This window comes from Bacillus sp. ms-22 (assembly GCF_009759805.1).
Classification (GTDB): Bacteria; Bacillota; Bacilli; order Bacillales; family Bacillaceae; genus Bacillus; species Bacillus xiamenensis.
Window position 1 is genome coordinate 2106008 of record NZ_CP046653.1, and the last position, 19283, is coordinate 2125290.

At 40.3% G+C, this 19283-nt stretch carries 16 protein-coding genes and 2 pseudogenes; 1 reads left to right on the forward strand and 17 read right to left on the reverse strand.

Translation table 11 applies throughout. From position 1 onward, the window contains the following. Positions 1 to 41 precede the first annotated feature (41 nt). The 15 genes and pseudogenes from GPA07_RS11040 to spoVK form a co-directional block, all read right to left on the reverse strand. A pseudogene (locus tag GPA07_RS11040) lies at positions 42 to 960 on the reverse strand (phage minor head protein). Continuing rightward, the gene (locus GPA07_RS11045; protein WP_157292531.1) at positions 957 to 2486 is read right to left on the reverse strand and encodes a phage portal protein; all 1530 of its coding nucleotides are present in this window, start codon (positions 2484 to 2486) and stop codon (positions 957 to 959) included. The pseudogene GPA07_RS11040 and the gene GPA07_RS11045 overlap by 4 nt, the downstream one beginning before the upstream one ends. Beyond that, positions 2483 to 3764, reverse strand: a pseudogene (locus tag GPA07_RS11050) (PBSX family phage terminase large subunit). The gene GPA07_RS11045 and the pseudogene GPA07_RS11050 overlap by 4 nt, the downstream one beginning before the upstream one ends. An 8-nt stretch (positions 3765 to 3772) precedes the next feature. Continuing rightward, positions 3773 to 4645, reverse strand: coding sequence for a phage terminase small subunit (gene terS, locus GPA07_RS11055; RefSeq protein WP_157292532.1), 873 nt, complete (start codon positions 4643 to 4645; stop codon positions 3773 to 3775). Positions 4646 to 4701: 56 nt separating this feature from the next. Continuing rightward, positions 4702 to 5820: a hypothetical protein gene (locus tag GPA07_RS11060; protein WP_157292533.1), complete on the reverse strand. Its 1119-nt coding sequence runs from the start codon at positions 5818 to 5820 to the stop codon at positions 4702 to 4704. A 352-nt stretch (positions 5821 to 6172) separates the two neighbouring features. Further along, positions 6173 to 6505, reverse strand: a complete 333-nt coding sequence (locus tag GPA07_RS11065) for a hypothetical protein (protein WP_157292534.1) — start codon at positions 6503 to 6505, stop codon at positions 6173 to 6175. Between the two features lie 749 nt (positions 6506 to 7254). Beyond that, the gene (locus GPA07_RS11075; RefSeq protein WP_008362337.1) at positions 7255 to 7554 is read right to left on the reverse strand and encodes a contact-dependent growth inhibition system immunity protein; all 300 of its coding nucleotides are present in this window, start codon (positions 7552 to 7554) and stop codon (positions 7255 to 7257) included. 16 nt (positions 7555 to 7570) lie between these two features. Beyond that, positions 7571 to 9172: a ribonuclease YeeF family protein gene (locus GPA07_RS11080; RefSeq protein WP_232532043.1), complete on the reverse strand. Its 1602-nt coding sequence runs from the start codon at positions 9170 to 9172 to the stop codon at positions 7571 to 7573. Positions 9173 to 9361: 189 nt separating this feature from the next. Further along, positions 9362 to 10201, reverse strand: coding sequence for a hypothetical protein (locus GPA07_RS11085; RefSeq protein ID WP_157292535.1), 840 nt, complete (start codon positions 10199 to 10201; stop codon positions 9362 to 9364). Between the two features lie 80 nt (positions 10202 to 10281). Next, the gene (locus GPA07_RS18635) at positions 10282 to 10488 is read right to left on the reverse strand and encodes an XtrA/YqaO family protein (protein ID WP_008362239.1); all 207 of its coding nucleotides are present in this window, start codon (positions 10486 to 10488) and stop codon (positions 10282 to 10284) included. A gap of 423 nt (positions 10489 to 10911) precedes the next feature. Next, positions 10912 to 12246, reverse strand: coding sequence for a type I glutamate--ammonia ligase (gene glnA, locus GPA07_RS11090; RefSeq protein ID WP_071169157.1), 1335 nt, complete (start codon positions 12244 to 12246; stop codon positions 10912 to 10914). Positions 12247 to 12306: 60 nt separating this feature from the next. Next, positions 12307 to 12717 carry a MerR family transcriptional regulator gene (locus tag GPA07_RS11095; RefSeq protein ID WP_157292536.1) on the reverse strand — a complete coding sequence of 137 codons (411 nt, stop codon included), beginning with the start codon at positions 12715 to 12717 and terminating at the stop codon, positions 12307 to 12309. 91 nt (positions 12718 to 12808) lie between these two features. Then, positions 12809 to 14089: a methionine gamma-lyase family protein gene (locus tag GPA07_RS11100; RefSeq protein ID WP_008360365.1), complete on the reverse strand. Its 1281-nt coding sequence runs from the start codon at positions 14087 to 14089 to the stop codon at positions 12809 to 12811. A gap of 18 nt (positions 14090 to 14107) precedes the next feature. Then, on the reverse strand, positions 14108 to 15370 hold the full coding sequence (hflX, locus tag GPA07_RS11105; protein ID WP_157292537.1) for a GTPase HflX: 1263 nt from the start codon (positions 15368 to 15370) through the stop codon (positions 14108 to 14110). 121 nt (positions 15371 to 15491) lie between these two features. Further along, a complete protein-coding gene (spoVK, locus tag GPA07_RS11110) occupies positions 15492 to 16451 on the reverse strand; it encodes a stage V sporulation protein K (protein WP_008360369.1) in 960 nt (319 codons plus the stop codon). Between the two features lie 320 nt (positions 16452 to 16771). Between spoVK and GPA07_RS11115 the strand changes: the two genes are divergently transcribed. Then, positions 16772 to 17530, forward strand: coding sequence for an N-acetylmuramoyl-L-alanine amidase (locus GPA07_RS11115; protein WP_157292538.1), 759 nt, complete (start codon positions 16772 to 16774; stop codon positions 17528 to 17530). Positions 17531 to 17597: 67 nt separating this feature from the next. Here GPA07_RS11115 and GPA07_RS11120 read toward each other — a convergent pair whose 3' ends face one another. Together GPA07_RS11120 and nrdF are read right to left on the reverse strand one after the other, a co-directional pair. Beyond that, the gene (locus GPA07_RS11120; protein ID WP_157292539.1) at positions 17598 to 18215 is read right to left on the reverse strand and encodes a hypothetical protein; all 618 of its coding nucleotides are present in this window, start codon (positions 18213 to 18215) and stop codon (positions 17598 to 17600) included. Between the two features lie 85 nt (positions 18216 to 18300). After that, positions 18301 to 19281 carry a class 1b ribonucleoside-diphosphate reductase subunit beta gene (nrdF, locus tag GPA07_RS11125; protein ID WP_008360375.1) on the reverse strand — a complete coding sequence of 327 codons (981 nt, stop codon included), beginning with the start codon at positions 19279 to 19281 and terminating at the stop codon, positions 18301 to 18303. Positions 19282 to 19283: the final 2 nt, after the last annotated feature.

Consider the following 19283-nt stretch of genomic DNA (forward strand, 5'->3'; position numbering starts at 1 on the left):
ATTTCCCCTCATTCTCAAAGTAATGAGGATATTATACTATTTTATTCCATGTTCTGTAATACTCTTCTTCTAATCTCTTCTTTTTCCTCAGCTGACAAACCTAAAATGACTGGGTCAACCACAGGACCCACCGCACAATGACAATTTACTCGCTCTTTTGGCGTGAGCTTGTGTATCTCTCGGAAACATGCACCGCTCTCCGCTTCCTGGTATCTCAAATTCTTCATCGAGGGGAATGATCGTGCCGTCCAGCTGCACATGACTTTCTCTGGACTGATTCTTCTTCCCGCCACTGTGCTTCCATCGCTTTGCCGTCACAGCTGGAGATTGGACATAGGATTCATGTTGAGCAACGGAAGAAGCGGTCAACACTTCTGTGACCGCCGTCACACGTGCGCGCTTGCGGCTGAATTCAGGAAGGTCCTTCAGCTCCAGTTCAATCTCTTGGATAGAGCGACCTTCTTTTATACCCTCTTTCAGCGTTTGCTCAATGGCTGTATGAGTATTCAGCTGCATAAGCTGCGCCAACTCCTGTGACCATGATTCAATCCACTGTTCAGTTTTCTCAGAAAGCACCTTGAATGGAATATCTGCATCGATGGAATGCATGATCTTCTCAGCCAGCTGCGTGACTGTCAGCGTCAAGAAAATGGCCGTTTCTTTTCCAAATAGCTCCGCAAATTCATCAGCTGCAAACAAGTCATTTTGAAAGAACGCTAGAATTGATTCTAACGTCTCCGAATCGTCCTTGGATATAAAACCATTCAGAGCATTTAAAAACGTCCTGCGCTGCAATCTGAACAATCTAGCGATGGTTTTCTCATATTCCTCCACCAAAGAAGGGATATCCTCCAGTTCAGGGAAATCAGCCACTGCCGCTTTGAGTTCCTCGACCTCATCTGCCTCCGCTTTTTGTACAAAGGTATTGATGTTTTTTATCAGCTGATCGATCTTGCTCATTTGCGGATCTCCTCTAGTTCATCCCTGACATCTTTTAAGAGATGAATCAGATCTTCTTGGGAACCTGCAGACTTTTGAAGAACCGTATCAAGAAAGCTATTTGATACCTTTGGCTTAGTCTCAATCGGTCGGTGATATTCTTCCTCTGGCCATTCTTCAAGTGTCTTACCAAGAATACGGCCAGCCAGATCACGCAGGTCATTCGGTGAAACCGCTCCTGCTTGAATAAACGGTGTAAGAACCTTTGCAATTTCGAGCGGATCACGAAAATCAGGACCATTTAATATGAGTCGCACATGCCAGAGATCAAGATCAGGAAGAAAGAGTGTATTGAGTTTGCCAGTGATGATCATTCTCTCCGGCTGGAATACCTGTTCTTCTGTCGTTTTTCGAGCGGTGTCAGCTGTCGCCTTGTTATAGTCCTGTGATTCGCCTGTGTAGATCGGCGGCAGACGGAATGAGGAACGTATCTTGTTTCTCGTCTTCTCATCATATTCAAGGAACAGCGCATCCTCCTGAAGAATCTCCGCCAGTGATTTTATTTCAACTTTCACAGGTGCAGGGTCTTCGTCATTGCTTACTTCGTCCTTTTTCTTTTTAGGAATCCCTTCGACTTCAAGCAAAAGGAATTTATGTGCATTGTCTGAACCTTCGATGCCATTCATGTACTCTTGCAACTGTTGGTATGATGCTTCAGATAGCATTCCATTCTCTACAGTAATTGCAGCCGGCACATGACGACCTTGTTTAAAGTACAGGTAGTTCAGCTCTTCAGCTTTTCGCGCTCCGTACATATTGACGATGTTACCAATCCAGCGAGGAACACCATATGTACCGCTGCCGATCTTGAAGTGAATGACTTCGCTTGCTACAAGTTCAGGGGGGGTTTTTTCGCTATATTCTCCTGTAGATGCATTCATTGTTCTTGGATCTCCGTATTCCTTAAAGAAAACTTTTTTAGTGTTGACCTGCTGCACATACTTTCTGAACCGCTTCATTCTTTTGAGAGATTTGACTTGACCCTGATCGGTATATTTAAAGTCAATTTCGACAGGATCGCCTATCTTACATATTCGCATGTGTTGAGCATCCAAATACTCGATCCCAGCTGGTTGCCCTGTACCATTACGTAACACTTCAAGAAAGCCATTCCCTGTCCGCTCTCGATCTTCTATCACATATCCTAGAACCACTTCGGCTGATTCATCATAGTTCATGTATCGTACAAGTTCCTCAAGCCTCGTCCATTCTTTTTCAGCAGCGCCTTTCTTTCCTTCTGGTGCATCCTCAGCGTTGAAATCAAAGACATATTCAATTCCTAAGCCAAAACCTAGAATGTTTGTTTTATACGCATCGATGCATTGCTGAAGAATGGTAGAATACTCAGCTATTTGTTTGAGCTCTGTGATATTGTACGGCGGCTCGATCAATCCATCAGCCTCATAGTTAAAACTATCATCATGAATTTGTTTCGTAGTTTGAGAGATGTCTGCTTTAAACACAGTAGCTTTCACATGTTTTGTCATAGCCTTCTCATCGACCTCCTATCTCTGTTCGGACGTGTCCGCTCTTTAGGCTGTTCTTTCAGATCGGTGACCTCATAATCATCTAACGCATACCAGATGGCTGAAAAAGTATGAGGGTCAATCTGAAACTCGTCCTCTATGATATTGCCGCGCTTGTCTGTCTTGTACGTGAGCGGCTGAAGCTCATAGATCGTGTTTTTGCATGAGTCAGAACATATGATTTTCTTGAACCGCTTGATCTTCTTGGTGTACTGCAAGCGTGATCCTTGGAACTTATGAGCGGCCACCATGTTGTATCCCATCTTCCTGAAGTATGCGATGGTTTTCGGTTCAGCTGCATCCGCTTTGATCAGCTCTTTTGTTTTGGCAAATTCGATGAGCTCTTGTACAGTTTCATCATCGGTTGTGCCCTTTTGATAATACTCCCAATAGATGTATAGATATTTCTTCTCGTGATCGACAGCCAGTCGAACCAAAGCGTTATATGACTCTACGAAACCAAAGTCCATGCCCGCTCTAAGTAAAGGCCGATTGATATTTGAGGTGGCCAGCATAACATTTTCATGCGGCTGCACCTCGAATTGAGGAAGAACACGAATTCCATTTATGCCAAAATGACCTTTTCGGGCTATGCGATAAAGGTCGGGATCGTATTCTTTTAGTTCATCCAGCTGCTTAATATAGCTGACCGGAAGGAACAAGTTGTCTTCAGCTGTAGAATGATGATAGTACGTATCGTTGATAACGATAGTTCTTTCTTTGTATAACTGTTCATCATCCAAGATAAAACGATTGTTTTGATCGTCCTTAAAGAAGTGACGGTATGTCCAGTTATCCTGGCCGACAGGGTTCGTCGATAGGATCATGTGCAGCTGCAGCGTTGGATGACGCAAACGACCAAGCAGCTCCTTGAATCCCTCGTACTTCACTTCTGAACATTCTTCAATCCATATGATCGAGATGTTGTTAATCGACTTGAGCTTGGCAGGCTTGTCCAACCCTTTGAAAATGATCCGGCTGCCGTTATGAAATTTAAGCATGAGCGGTGATGTCCGGCACTGAATAACATGATCGAGTCCAAGATCATTCACGATCTCTTCAAATAAAGAAAACGTGGAATCTCTGTGCGTGTCATAGACTTCACGAATCACAAGAGCGGTTCGTTTTTCATCTAACAGCTTCAGAATTAGCTTCGTAACCACCCACCAAGAACTGAAACTTCTGGTTCCAATCAAAAAGAAAATCCTCAAAGTGTGGATTGACTTCCCTCACCTTCATTTGAACCATCAGCCATCACCTTTATTCTTCCGCTTTATCGTGATCTGTACTGAGTCATCAACAGGTCGAGCGGTGATCCGCTCGAGCTCCGCTTCTCTCATTCGGTTTGCAAGATAGAGACCACGTATTCTCAATTCATGTTCTGACATAGTTTTCATTATGTCGTGTTTCTGCCTAATGGCTTTAAGACGCTTGTCTGTAACTCGCGTCAATGCTTCCTCTATTTCAAGGATGCGGTCAATTACTGGTAATTGAGTTTCTTCCACCTCAGTGACTACAAGACGTTCGTTGATAATCGGAACGTATTTGACAACACCATTCTCATTTGTCGAAGGTGCAACGTCTTTTGTCTTCCAAAGTTGCTGAAGAACACGTCGCTGATTATCGGTTAAACCATTTTCATACTTCATGATCCTATGCATCATACGCCGCTCTCGAATACTAAGCTCACGTATGGTCAATTCAATCTGATAGAGCGGATCTGTCTCAATCTGTTCAAAGAGTTCCTTTTCTGTGTCGTCCATGTAATCGAACATGATTGATTCATATTCACCCGTACGTAAAGAATTTTTATTTCCTTTTGGAGCTGCGCCGCCCCTATTACCTTTAGCATTTTGGTTACCAGTTGGCGCTTTACCACCTTTATTTCCTTTAGCGTTTTTGTTCCCTTTAGGTGCGCCGGAACGTAAAGGAGCGCTCCTATTTAATTTAGGAGCGCTCCCTTTGAATTTGTCTTCCCATTTATCGTTCGCTTTCCATTTACGGACTGTGCTGCTTGTCACACCCAACTCATCTGCAATGTCTTTAAGTAAGCGGGTTGCATCGCTTTCTTTCCAAAGACGAAAAGCCTCATCTCTTCTTGAATCGCGCGGTCTAACCATTACATATCACCCACCTCCGAGTTGCTGAATTAAGTTTGAGTTTGTTTTTTAATTATCTAATTTTGTTGACAAAATTCATCCCAAAAACCATTTACATTTTTGAGTTCCACTTCTTTTTCAGGAAAATAATTAACAATCGTTTGACCCTCTGATTCTTCATAAAAATAATAAACTATTTTTATGATTTCTTTATTATTAAGGATCATATCTAAAATATGTGAATCGTTATTTGGAGAGAGCCCGATTATAGTAAGAACACCTGAATTAGCCTTCAATTTATCAAATGGATAATAATCATTAAATTGTAGGCTTTTATCCTTTAATTTCAAAATAATTGATTCATACATGTTTCTTAGCAACTGATTATCTGATTCCTTAAAATGAGCAATTTCATTTATTCTTTTTGGATCTTCATCAATTGCTTGAACAAATTTAGTTATAGCTTTATTCGCTGAATCATTCATAGTGCCCGAGAATTCTTTTAGTGAACCTGAATACGTTGAGAGCGCATTCGAGTATAGGTGATCATACCCTTCTATAATTTTATAATCTCTAATGGGACTGTCAGATAATTTATTTCTAAAGCTATTTTCATCATAAATGTCTTTTCTGATATGGAAACCACCATGTAAATAGTGAACCTCCATATTTGTTAACAATTCTATATTTTTATCATAATTAGTTGTAAATATCTCATCAAACTGTGAAAACCAATTTATTAATCCCTTTGGATATAAATTGAACAATTCGATAATATCACCATTATTATATATAGAATCCAGGAAAAAACATTTAAGTGCTTCTTGAAAATTGAATTTTTCTGGATTCGTTATATGATTATACCTACAAAAAAACTCATGAAGCATAAAATAGTCTTCAAAACCTATTTGGTAGTATCTCAGTTTCCCTTTATGGAATCTATATCTTTGTATAAAATTACGTAATTCTGCTTCTTCCCTTTTTCCTGCATGTATTTGAATTTTACCTCTTATTATTTTCGAACTAAATGCATAGAGTCTTTCAAAATATTCTTTTATTTCATAAGGATAAATATCTTCAGGAAAGTTTCCTTCTTCAATATTTTTTATCGCCCTATCTATTATATTTCTATTTGTGTATTCAACACCACCAAATTGAATATTTATTCCGTTTCCAACTAATACAATATTTTTCAATAATTTCTCCCCCTTTCTTATTTAATACAATGATTTCACTGAAATGTACAGAAATCCATTGAAAGTCGCGACCTGTCCTTTCATTCCAATCTAGTGATAAGAGTATCTGAATTTGTCTATAGATGTTTTAGTGAATCGTACTCGAGATCTCATGGCTGCAGATATATAGTGCAGGGTTAATTTTATGTACGGGGATTGTTTTGCTATTCATGGTGTATCACCTCCAATAAAGAAACACCCTATCTCCTAAGGTGTTCGGTACTTATTTGTTAATTTTAAGAAACGTCTTTTGCTTTTCTTTTCAGGTAATTCTTCTAAACATTCTTGTAATAATCGTTTATAACGACTCAATTCATTGAGTTCTTTTTTTCATCCAAAACAGTCTTGCCCCAAAGAAAAGAACAATAATAAGTGTAACTATGATAAGAAAATAGGGCCCGGCTTCATGTATTTCTTTTATTGGATTAATACTATAATTCATTAAACTTGCAAATCCAAAAGACACGATTCCAAAAAAGGCTGTAGTTAAGTGATTAGAAGATTTCTGATTATCTAACATATCTTCAATCCTACCCAAAAGCATTTTTATTTTTTTACTATCATGATTCTCTTTAATTCTCTTTTTGAATGCTGTTTGTTGATTAATATCTGCTTTATGCATATCCTTCCCAAATTTTGATGCCATGCTCATCATCTCCCTTTTTTTATTTTTGCGCTCCTATCCCTCACCAAAGCACCTGCAGCCATACACCCAAAAGACGACTGTTCCCATCAAATCATCGTTTCCTCCGGATACGGCCGCCTTGTCGTTGATACGTTTCGCGTCTCGTTCCCATGATTTCTTCTCAATCTCCCTTCGTTATCGGATCAGCATTGCTCTTCTTCTTTCGTCGATTAGAACCAGGAGCAATGCGCTTTAATTGCTTCGTTGTTTCTACGGATAAAGAATCTCTGATCTTCATGTTCATACTCTCCTTGCCGAATAAGCACCACCTTACGCTATTCGCTTAAATAGATTTTGAAATGATGACTACACTCCGAGAGGATGCCAAGTACAGTCAATCATCAAATAAAATGAAAAACTGTCCTCGATACGGCCGCCGCAGACCAGCTGCTATCCAGGCTCAGAATGTCCCTCTCGTATGGCCACATTCCTCAACACCTTTGTTCCGTATCCAGATACGCCATTGATAAGGGAAAGACGCGTCTCCCAATAAAAAAAGCGGACACCAATCAAGGCACTTAAAGTGCTCAATGATCAGCGTCCGCAGGTTCTTCCTTCTGGACAAAATATTCACGTTCGTTTTGCTTGTCTCTATCATACGATGATCCGCTTAGGAAAAAAGGTCCCCTTTTTATCCCCCTTTTTATCGGTATGAAGTTCAATAAACACAAAAAACCTTGAAAGGCATTGGCCGATCAAGGATCATTTTGTTACTTCATTTTCACTGCTTCTTTCATTTCCTCTACTATTTTATTAAACCACTGTAGAGGATTTAATGAGATCGCCGGAAAATAGATTTCTGCATTATTTTCGATAAAGCTTTCTTTTTCTTCTATTGTTAAAGTACCATTCAAAAAATCCTGACAATCCTTTATAGTAGACAGCAGACATTCTTTAGTAGCTTCATGAATAAACTCCTCTAACGCTTCTTCTGGTGAATCGATATCCTGATGAAATGTCCCACCTAAAAAATCTTCTAACTCCTCTAAATAACTGTAACTCTCATTCATTTTATCATCCTTCTTTCTATTTAACAGGGTATCCTGTTAAAATAAAACCGCCATTCTCATCTTTTTTCAGTATAATTTTTGCATTTGTAACATTCTCAACTACTTCTGAATTTCTCGAAACACTTCTTCCAATTACCTCTCCATCACCCTTATATTTTAATGGTAATGTAGGTCTACTGTTGGGGTCGGATAACCACTTTTGTATTTTATCAACACTCTTAGGATCACCCAGAACTGAATCAGCAACTCTTTCTGCAGTCATTCTATCGTTAAAAGTAGAAGAACCCGTGATTTTAGGATTACTTTTCAGCCTCTCTAATAGTTCTTCATCTGTTTTCCCAACATGTCTCTCTATTAAGTGCCCACCTCTGGATTCATGTGTAGCTAATCCGTTACCTGGAGATAAAGGATTTTTCTCACCTTTCTTGATTCCCATCTTACCATGAAACCCTTTTGCACCAAACGGTAAAAGCATCCCCAGCACCGCATTCATACTCGCTTCCTGCTGTTCTTTCGAGATCTTATTTCCAAACATATCTCGGCCTGTGATCGCTTCGCTGAAGCCATTGGTTGCAGTGATGCCGTATAAACCTTTTTGCGATGTTTTTAAGGCATCAAAGGACTTTTGTGACGTCTTGTAAATATCGACTGCTCTGACTGCGACTGACGTGGCTTGGGTGGTTTTATAGACGGCTTTCCCGCCTTTAAAAATGCGTCCTGCCCAACCGACGATAGGGATGTAGCCGGCCGCTGCCATGCCACCTGCGGCGACTCGTTGGCCTGCCGTGAGCTCTTCGCCTGTGATTGGATCAATGCCTGTTGCGGCTCGCTTTGCATCATTCACACCTGTTAACTCATTTACAATGTTTCCCCCATAATCGAGGGCTTTTTCATACCAAGGACGGTTGGCGAGCGCTTCTTGTTCCTTTGCGATCTCGCGGGCTTCTTCTTGTTCTTTTTTGATTTTGAGATATTCTGCAGTTTGCTTCTCAATATCGCTTTTCGCCTTGTAGATTTCACTATCTTGAAATGCTTTTTTGTCAAAATTCATAGGTGAAATGGATTTTCCGTCATTCGTGGCATTCATCATTTCTGCATACAATGCCATTGTAGCCTTCTCTTCAGTCTCTGACAAAGCATATTCATCTTTTAAATGTTGATCAAGTTCTATTAAATCTTTAACCGTTTTCTTTCGCTCGTCTTCCGCATCTTCGATCTTTTCATCAAAGGTTTGGCTATCAAATACCTCCAGAGAAATGAGGTCATCAATATCTTCAAAAATCGTTTTGAGCGCCTTTTTTTGATCTTTTACAATGCTTTTGGCATTCTTGGTGCCCATATGTACTGCGTTGTCTAAAAAGTGTTCTTCTACAAAGGTATCGCCGCCAAAGTTTGTATCATCAAGTGTCCCAGAAACACCTTCATGGAACGCTTTTTGTTTATCTATGAAGCTAATAAACATGTCCACAATTCCAGCTAGCTCTTTATAAAAGCTTTTAATGTTATCGGCACCTTTTCCAGTGAAGTCGTCACCGAGATTGGCAACACCTTGTAATGCCTTTTTTAAATCTATCATTTGTTCGCGGAGTTCCTGATAGTGTTTTGCCCTTGTATCCATGGCACTGGTTAGTGCTTTTGCATCAAGTATCTTCCTCAGAAGAATTCACTCCTTCCTATTCATTGACAATGTCAATTTTACCAACACAAAGTTTGTCATTAAATAGGAACAAAGATACAAAAACAGCACTCAAATGATTCCAAGTGCAGTCGAAAGTTTCCAAAAAAATCTTATAAGCAGACTGTTTAATTATATAATTGAATTATTATTTGTAGTACTATCGTTAGTAGAATCATCGTTTGTAGAATCTTGATCGACCTCTTCAATCGACATTTTTATATTGCACAAGTCTTCTAACTTGATAATTTTTGTTTCTGTACATAACTTTGGCTTAGGATTATTTCCTAATAAAATTAATTCTTTGTTTATAGCGTGTAGTACATACCAATATTTTCTATTTAAATCACTTTCAAGAATATTTTGTTCATTAGCTAAATCAATGTCAGAAACGAGTATATACTTTTCTTTTGTCCAATATAAAAACTTTGAAATTTGCTTCATTAATGCTGGTATAGGGAGACATAGAACGGTCATACATCCTATTATAATTGCTAATTTTCCAATTGGATTTTCTACGAATACATTTGTTACAACTGTTCCATTCAACGGAAAATAATAGCACAATAAGCAAACCATGAACAGTATTGCTAATAATACTCTTACCCCAAACCGATTAAGTTTTGAAGAGGATTGACTGTTTATAACATAAATTATAGTGAAAATTGGAGCACCAATTGCGAAAAAAATTGATCCTATCATGGGAGATAAATTTGGATCCCCAGTCCAGGACGGTACACCAAAAGTATAAAGTATAGACAGATTAATCAATACCCACCATAAAGTCTGTCCAAGATATTTAATACTTAATAATAGTATAACCATATCTTTAGTTAACAACTTTTGTTCAAAGATACTTGATGATAATAAATTAATAGGTCTTATTAATTTGAAAATAATTAATAACACTATTATTGCAGCAGCCAAATTTCTTGGTATCCCCATTTTTTCGAGAAATCCAAAATACTCCATAAATACACACCTTTTCAATATTCTTCTTTATTGAATCGGCATTTTTTAGATTTTTTCAAGTAATTAGGGAACTCTATCTGCTAAATATCTATTCTGTGAGAACTTGTATAATTTAAATTTGTGAACTGGCCGTCACGTGTAGTGATCTCGGTTCTACCGTACATTGGGATTTCAGCCAACACCACATTGTTGGAATGACCATCTAGGATAATAACTTTAACTTCTCCTTTTTTAAAAAGCTGATCAATTGAAATGTTAGAGTCTATATGCTTATAAAGATTATTCATCCACAAGGCCTCGTGTTATAATGAATTGTTCATCGAGATAGACGCATTATCTACCCTCTATGCGATAAAGCAGGAACCATCGTCTTGATCGTTTGCGTGCCACCTTATGCAGCCCCGTCTTCCTAATCTTTTTGATCATTCCCGTCAGAATCGTTTTTCACACTTAGAAGGGAATCTAATCATTAGCAGCTGCTTCTCATCTTTCTGCATCGGTACAGCTTCGTTGGCTTGGACCTCATACAAGAAAAAATAGACACAGATTCAAAGAATAAGTATGAAGAGTATATCTCCAAGATAATGGAGTGATTTTTTTATCTTTTTTTGTGGGTGAATTGTGGGTGGCGGCTTCTTCATTTTGAAATATTAGAAACACCCACAAAAATAAAATCCCCCTGAAGCCAATGGCTCCAAGGGGTTCCTCTATTAATACTGAGACATATACTGATCGCGTTCCCATGGGTGTACTTGGGTGCGGAACATATCCCATTCGATTTCTTTTGATTCGATGAAGTGCTCGAAGAGGTGATCGCCTAGTGCGTTGATCATGACTTCGTTTGACTTCAGCAGCTCAAGTGCTTCTGCAAGTGTTGCAGGTAGGTCAGCGATGCCGTTTTCAAGGCGCTCTTCTTTGTCCATGACATAGATGTTTCTGTCGATTGGCGCTGGTGCGTCTAGTTTGTTTTTGATTCCGTCTAGACCTGCTGCAAGTAATACGCTTAGTGCAAGGTATGGGTTTGCAGATGGGTCTACGCTGCGCACTTCTACACGTGTGCTGATGCCGCGTGATGCTGGAATACGGATCAATGGGCTGCGGTTTTGTGCACTCCACGCCACATAGCAAGGTGCTTCATAACCAGGCACAAGACGCTTGTAAGAGTTCACCGTTGGGTTTGTAACAGCTGTAAAGCTTGTTGCGTGCTTGACGATACCCGCGATAAAGTGTCTAGCAGTCTCGCTTAATTGTAAATCTGCTTTTTCATCAAAGAATGCGTTTTTGCCATCTTTGAATAATGATAGGTTACAGTGCATACCTGATCCGTTTACACCGAACAATGGTTTTGGCATGAATGTCGCATGAAGACCGTGTTTTCTAGCAATGGTTTTCACAACAAGCTTGAACGTTTGAATGTCATCACAAGAACGGATCGCGCCTGCATATTTGAAATCAATTTCGTGTTGTCCAGGTGCTACTTCGTGGTGAGATGCTTCAATTTCAAAGCCCATTTCTTCAAGCTCAAGCACGATATCACGGCGGCAGTTTTCACCTAAATCTGTTGGTGCAAGGTCGAAGTATCCACCTTTATCGTTTAGTTCGAGCGTTGGCTCGCCTTTTTCGTCTAATTTAAATAAGAAGAATTCTGGCTCAGGTCCAAGGTTGAAATCACTAAATCCTAGTTCTTCCATTTCCTTTAAGATACGCTTTAAGTTGTTACGAGGGTCTCCATCAAATGGTGTACCGTCCGGCTTATAAATGTCACAAATAAAGCGTGCAACTTTACCTTTTTCTGCTGTCCAAGGGAAAATAACAAATGTGTTGAGGTCTGGATATAGGTACATATCTGATTCTTCAATACGTACGAACCCTTCAATAGATGAACCGTCAAACATACATTTGTTATCGAGAGCTTTTTCTAACTGGCTCACAGGAATCTCAACATTTTTAATTGTTCCGAGAATGTCTGTAAATTGCAGACGGATGTACTTTACGTTTTCCTCATTTACTAATTTTACGATATCTTCTCTTGTGTACTTTGCCATTTCGTAAAACTCCTCCCCTACAAAAGGTAAAATGTGTATAGCAATGCTTTTGCTAATTGGTTAACGGAAGAACCTTGACATATCCCCCTGCCTAAAGGTTGTTCCTTGTTGGAAACGTCCAGCCTGAATGAGTTCCTTCTTCAGTAGCTTCCTGAGTTCATCATCTGTCAAGTTGTGCTTCGCTGTGGTTTTCTCCTCTTTCTTTGTTTCAGACGATGGATTCTCTGCCTCAGCTTTGGCAAAAAGTTTTTTGATTCCTGCCATGTTTACACCTTGTTCGATGAGGTTTTTAATTTCTAGTAATTTATCAACATCATGGAAAGAAAATAATCGGCGATTTCCGTCACTTCTTGCTGGAAATACTAAACCATTTTCCTCATAATAGCGAATTTGTCTTGCAGATAATTCTGTTAGCTGCATGACAATCCCAATTGGGAATAAAGGCATTGAGCGGCGAATATTATCACTCATCTCAACTCTCTCCTCCTCTTTGCTTAAATTTATTATATGTCATGTTATATTATGTGTCAACGAAATGTTAGGAATATTAACATGGATTTTTTTATCGAGCAGGGACTTCAATAAAACCTTGCTCCAATAAGGCATCTACCGCACTGCAAATCGCATTTTTCACATGGGCATAGGTGAGTCCGCCTTGAACATAGGCCGTATAAGGCGGTCTGATTGGGCCATCGGCTGATAATTCGATACTGGCTCCTTGGACAAATGTGCCCGCCGCCATAATGACATCATCCTCATAGCCTGGCATATAGCTCGCATGCGGTGTGACATGACTGTTAATCGGAGATGCGTATTGAATGGCCTGACAGAAGGCAATCATTTTTTTAGGGTCTCCAAATTCTACAGATTGAATCAAGTCGGTTCTTTTCGCATTCCACGCCGGGTTTGTTTGGAACCCGAGCTTTTCAAGAAAACGAGCCGTAAACACGGCGCCTTTTAAGCTTTGGGCAACGACATGCGGCGCTAAGAAAAATCCTTGATACATTTCCTGGAGCGCATAGAGCGATGCACCCGCTTCACTTCCGATGCCTGGAGATGTCATTCGATAAGAGCAAGCTTCTACCCATTTTTCTTTTCCGACAATATAGCCGCCTGTTTTGGCAAGGCCGCCGCCTGGGTTTTTAATGAGCGAACCTGCCATAAGGTCTGCGCCCACATGGCACGGCTCTTGTAATTCAGTAAATTCACCATAACAGTTGTCAACAAACACAATGATGTCCTCATTGATGTCTTTCACAAATGAAATCATTTGTTCAATTTCTTCTATTGTAAAGGATGGTCTTGAAGCATAGCCTTTTGAACGCTGGATGCCGATGACTTTTGTTTTAGAGGAAATAGACTCTTTGACTTTGTCGAAGTCCACTGATCCATCTTGTCGCAAATCAATGGCTTTGTAATCAATCTGGAAGTCTTTTAATGAGCCTGTCCCTTTTTTCCCACGAATCCCGACAATCTCTTCTAGGGTATCGTACGGTTTCCCTGTCATGTAGATCAATTCATCGCCAGGTCTGAGCACACCAAATAAGGCGATGGAAATGGCGTGTGTTCCGGAAATGATTTGCGGGCGTACGAGACCGCTTTCCGCTCCGAATACTTCCGCATAGATCTTTTCTAACGTGTCTCTCCCCATATCATCGTAGCCATAGCCAGTTGTCGGGTTAAAATGAGAGTCACTGACTTGATGTTTCCGATAGCTTTCAAGAACCCGCCACTCGTTTTGTTCACTTCTTTGATCTATTTGCTGATGTACGAGTGAAATTTCTTGTTCTGCTTCTGCTGCTATTTTTTCTAAAATGGTGCCGTGTTTTAAAGTGTGAAACATCGTGATTTAATTCCTTTCCTACAACATATACTTTTTGATTTGACCTAATATGGTCTGCTCCTCACCACTAAATCCGGTGATGTCATAAAGCTCTGCTTCTTTTTGAAATTCCAGTGATTCCACGAGGGTTTCTGACTTTAATGCAGATATAAGCTTCCCTTCATATGCTGGAATCTTCACATGATACGGTGTTAAAAAGTCTTTTTTCAACTCAGCCATGATCTCTGCTTTTAACCGCTTCACATCTTCCTCGCGTCTCGCGCTGATTAAAACATGGCGCTGCTTTGAAGAAGGAATAAAATCCGGTCTGATTTGATCTTGTTTGTTATAAACAGTCAGCATCGGAATACGGTCTGCTTCTAATTCTTCTAAAAGCTCATGAACCGTTCGTTCGTGCCCTTCATAATCCTCATTAGAAGAATCGATCACATGAAGCAAATAGTCTGCCTCTTTCACCTCTTCAAGGGTGGAACGAAAGGCTGCAATGAGTGTGGTTGGAAGGTCTTGAATAAAACCAACTGTATCTGAAATCAGCACACTGTAGCCAGATTCCAATGTCATTTTACGTGTCATCGGATCAAGCGTTGCAAACAGTAAATCTTCTTCATGACTATCAGCATCTGTTAACTGGTTAAACAAAGTGGATTTTCCGGCATTGGTATAGCCGACAATGGCAATTTGGAACACCCCATTTTTCTTCCGTCGTTCCCGGTATCTCGTGCGGTGTTCTTTGACTGCAGATAGCTGCCTGTGAATGTCGTGAATGCGGTTTCGAATATGACGTCTGTCTGTTTCAAGTTTTGTTTCACCTGGACCTCTTGCACCAATTCCGCCTCCTTGTCTTGAAAGACTGATCCCTTGTCCACTCAGTCTCGGCAAGGCATACTGAAGCTGGGCAAGCTCAATTTGCAGCTTCCCCTCTCTTGTACGGGCTCTTTTAGCAAAAATGTCTAAAATCAATTGCGTACGATCAATAATTTTCACATCTAGTGCAGTCGCCAATGCTTTTAGCTGACTCGGTGAAAGCTCGTCGTTAAAAATAATGACATCACAGGCTAACTCGTCGCAAAGCACTTCAAGCTCTTCCACTTTCCCTTTCCCGATGTAAGTCGCGCTGTCCTGTCTATTTCTTTTTTGCGTCATTACGTTGACAGCTTCACCGCCAGCTGTTTTGGTTAAGGAAGCTAATTCTTCCATAGAATATTGAAAGCGTTCATCCGTTATATGCGGCAATTGACAGCCGACAAGGATCGCTTTTTCGATCATTTCATGTTCATTCAACGTCAGTTGTTTCCTTTCTGTACTTAAGTTTTCAGTAGTACCATCATACCAAACACATCTCACGTATACCACTATTCGGAAGGTTTATTTTCGCGTCTCTTTACAAAAAGGATACGCCATTTTAAGAAGGCGTATCCTCTTTCATTTGCAGGTCATGGCTTTTAATCGTAAGTAGATCTTTTTTATCATAATGATCCACAAGCAGCAGCCTCATCGCCTGAGTTCGAATGGCCTTTTCAATGGTGTTTCGCACAAAACGGCCGTTGCTGAATTTTGCTGGACTTGTTGTGCTCTTAATGTGCATTAAATAGTCCCGCAGCTTCCATTCTGCATCTTGGGTAAAGACATATTCCCTATCGGCCATCATTCGTTTCGCAATATCCATAAGCTGATCGACCGTATAATCAGGGAAGTTGATATTGATTGGAAATCTCGATTGCAGACCTGGGTTTAAAGAGAGAAAATGATCCATTTCCTTGGAGTAACCGGCAAGGATGAGAATGAATTCATGCTGCTTATCCTCCATATGTTTCACAAGGGTATCAATCGCTTCTTTTCCAAAATCCTTCTCTCCTCCGCGGGCAAGAGAATAGGCTTCGTCGATGAACAAAATGCCGCCTAGTGACTTTTTAATTAAGTCTCTTGTTTTTTGAGCCGTATGCCCAATGTATTCTCCGACAAGATCTCCTCGTTCGGCTTCAATTAAGTGCCCTTTTGAGAGAACATTCATTTCAAAGAAAAGCTTACCGACAAGCCTTGCCACCGTTGTTTTTCCTGTGCCGGGATTTCCTTTGAACATCATATGAAGCGCTTGTTTCCCTACCTTTAATCCTTGTTCCTGCCTTTTTTGATTGACAAAAATCCAGGCATAAATCTCTTTTATGTTTCGTTTCATTTCATCCATACCGACAAGGCTGTTCATTTCACGCTCGATTTCCCGCAGGATGCTGTGTTTCGCCTCATTTTTTTGCAGAGCTTCCAGATATTCTGCCTCGGAATCTGCATCAACCAATACTTGTTTCTGTCCATTAAGTATAATATTGATTTGGCCGTTGTTTTTATATGTGACAGCTCGCTCCAACGTATTCACCTCTCGCTCTTCTCTCTTTATTCTATTCGGGTGGAGCTGTAATCGTGACAATCGCCCGCTTTAGCATAGGTTTGCTGTCATAATAACCCGAGATACAGGTTATTGTAGGGGATTGTGCGGTTTCCCAGGAAATGATGTGCTATTTCTATTGTATTCATCCATTTTGGGCGGACAAACCAACAATTTGCTTTTTCTTAGAAAAATGTAGCTTTTTCATCACAAATTGTGCAGAAAAGAGTCTTAATGATTTCCGCATTTGGTACAGGCAATTTTTCTATTTCCCCATAAAATAAAGACGAGGTGATGAATAGATGGTGAAAATTTTTATTGATCCTGGCCACGGAGGAACAGATTCTGGAGCTGCTGCCAATGGACTTTTGGAGAAAAATATAACACTTCAAATCGCGCTTTTTCTGAGAGATATGTTGATTAGTGAATATGATGGGGTTTCCGTCCGCTTAAGTCGTTCAATTGACCAATCCGTCACTTTATCCCAGCGTACGAATGCGGCAAATAGCTGGGGAGCTGACTATTTCGTGTCTATTCATATTAATGCTGGCGGAGGCACAGGTTTTGAAAGCTATGTGTACCCTGGCGTTTCCGCACCAACAACCACGTATCGCAATGCCCTTCATGATGAGATTGTCCGCTCCGTTGATTTTGCCGACCGCGGCAAGAAAACGGCGAACTTCCACGTTCTTAGAGAAACTTCTATGTCCGCCATTTTAACAGAAAACGGTTTTATTGATACGGCAGCTGATGCCAATAAACTTCGCAGCGCTACCTTCCTTCAAGGCATCGCTCGTGCTCATGCCACTGGATTAGAGAAGGCCTTTCAATTGAAAAAAAAAGCAAGTAATCTTTATAAGGTGCAGGCAGGGGCTTTCAAGGTCAGAGCCAATGCGGATGAACTAGCAGCCACACTTAAATCTAAAGGATTTGAAGCATTGGTCATGCTAGAAAGCGGCATGTTCCGAGTGCAGGCTGGCGCTTTCCGTTCCAAGCAAAATGCGGATGAACTAGCAGCTCGATTGAAGCAGGCCGGTCACGACGCATTTGTTTTCCAATAAATTAAAGTTGTCATAACAAAACAAACCGGCTCAAGTTGTCTTTAGAGCCGGTTTGTTGTCTACTCATTTATGCTAAGATGTTCACGACAAATTGAGACCATGTTTCAAGGCGCTCAAAGTATTCAGGCTTTTTCAGGTCTGTTACTTTCATCCATTTCCCTGAGATTTGATCTGTTTCTTTTACTTCTACATGAGCACCCGGTGATAATTCAAGTGCAGACAACAGGCCAATGTGCACACGTCCGACACTGTTGTCATCATCATTGATTAATCCAAGGGTTTTCATCTCACGTTTGTCTTCTTCTTGAATCGAAAGTTCCTCGTCCAGCTCACGATCTGTATTTTCTTTTAGAATCTCAGCAAAATCTTTTCCTTTGATAAAATTCATATGACCGCCAAAACCAAGAGATAGCTTGTGATGTAATCTTGCCTCTCCCCCGCCTTGAAGTCTTTCATATACATACACTTCGTCCTCACGCTTAATGACGACATAAGGAATCGGCTGCTTAAAGTCAGGGTTTTCCTCTGCATCGCCTCTTCGCATTTGCTCAAAGTGCTCTTCGATTTCTTTCATGATCGTTCGAATTGTTTCTTCTTCACTATTCACACCATTAAACGTAAGTGTTTCGTTTTGGAACACACGTTTGCGCGGTGCGACTAAAATGATTTCATCCATTTTTCCCATGTTCGGTAACCTCCAGTATGTAGCTCGCTGCTAAGAAATGGCAAAAAGCCAAAACGAGTGATGCGTTTTGACTTTCGCGTTTTACTTATGATTCATCTCCAAAGAAGAAGTCGTCATCTTTTAACGGCTCAACGGTTGCTTTCTTGTAGCCGTTCCCTTTCATAGAGAAGAAGTCATGTGACTTTGTTTTTGTATTGAGTCCATTTAAGACGATCGGGTTAATCTCTTCTTCTTCAAAGTAAGGGGCAAATCCAAGGTTCATTAACGCTTTATTGGCATTGTAACGAATGAACTTTTTCACATCATGAGATAAGTTGACTTGGTCATAAATATCCTCAGTGTAATGAAGTTCGTTTTCGTAAAGCTCATTGAGCAGGTCGATCGAGAAGTCATAGAGCTCTTTTTGCACGTCAGGTGTTTGTTTGTTGTAGATTTCTTGTGCTAATAATCCAACGTACACTCCGTGAATTGCTTCGTCACGCAAAATCAAGTTAATGATTTCACCACTTTGCATCAGCTTTCCTTGTCCATAGAAATAAAGCGGGTAGTAAAAGCCGCTATAAAATAGGAAGCTTTCTAAGTAAACAGAAGCAACCATTGCTTTAAACAAGGAAAGAGGATCATCCTTTTGGATCGAACGGTACAGACCTACAATCATGTCTGCTTTCTTTTGCAAGAATTTATTTTTCTTGACCCATTCAAATACTTCACTAATGGTTTCAGTTGGTGCAAGCGTCATGAAGATATTTGAGTATGACTTCGCATGAACTGCATTTTCCATCATCGCCATGAAGTTCAACACGGCTTTACGCTGATGGCCGTCCACATGTTCTGCCACAATCGGCATCCCTGTGTTTCCTTGTTCTGTATCAAGTAAAGTGAGTCCAGCAAGTACCTTCATGTACGTATCTCGCTCTTCTTCGCCTAAATATTTCCATGTTAAGAGATCCCCGTTTAAGGAAATCTCTTCAGGAAGCCAGAACTGCTTTACATTTTGGTTGTAAAACATTTGTGTAAAATCGTCTTCGTGTTTTGACCAGTTGGCTGCATCATAAATTTTTGTCACGT

Coding starts and splice junctions, on each gene's coding strand:
- GPA07_RS11115 (WP_157292538.1), top strand. CDS start 16,772: ATGGTGAAAATTTTTATTGATCCTGGCCACGGAGGAACAGATTCTGGA.
- GPA07_RS11120 (WP_157292539.1), bottom strand. CDS start 18,215: ATGGGAAAAATGGATGAAATCATTTTAGTCGCACCGCGCAAACGTGTG.
- terS (WP_157292532.1), bottom strand. CDS start 4,645: ATGGTTAGACCGCGCGATTCAAGAAGAGATGAGGCTTTTCGTCTTTGG.
- GPA07_RS11080 (WP_232532043.1), bottom strand. CDS start 9,172: ATGGATACAAGGGCAAAACACTATCAGGAACTCCGCGAACAAATGATA.
- GPA07_RS11095 (WP_157292536.1), bottom strand. CDS start 12,717: ATGAGTGATAATATTCGCCGCTCAATGCCTTTATTCCCAATTGGGATT.
- GPA07_RS11085 (WP_157292535.1), bottom strand. CDS start 10,201: ATGGAGTATTTTGGATTTCTCGAAAAAATGGGGATACCAAGAAATTTG.
- GPA07_RS11045 (WP_157292531.1), bottom strand. CDS start 2,486: ATGACAAAACATGTGAAAGCTACTGTGTTTAAAGCAGACATCTCTCAA.
- GPA07_RS11100 (WP_008360365.1), bottom strand. CDS start 14,089: ATGTTTCACACTTTAAAACACGGCACCATTTTAGAAAAAATAGCAGCA.
- GPA07_RS11065 (WP_157292534.1), bottom strand. CDS start 6,505: ATGGCATCAAAATTTGGGAAGGATATGCATAAAGCAGATATTAATCAA.
- glnA (WP_071169157.1), bottom strand. CDS start 12,246: ATGGCAAAGTACACAAGAGAAGATATCGTAAAATTAGTAAATGAGGAA.
- GPA07_RS18635 (WP_008362239.1), bottom strand. CDS start 10,488: ATGAATAATCTTTATAAGCATATAGACTCTAACATTTCAATTGATCAG.
- GPA07_RS11075 (WP_008362337.1), bottom strand. CDS start 7,554: ATGAATGAGAGTTACAGTTATTTAGAGGAGTTAGAAGATTTTTTAGGT.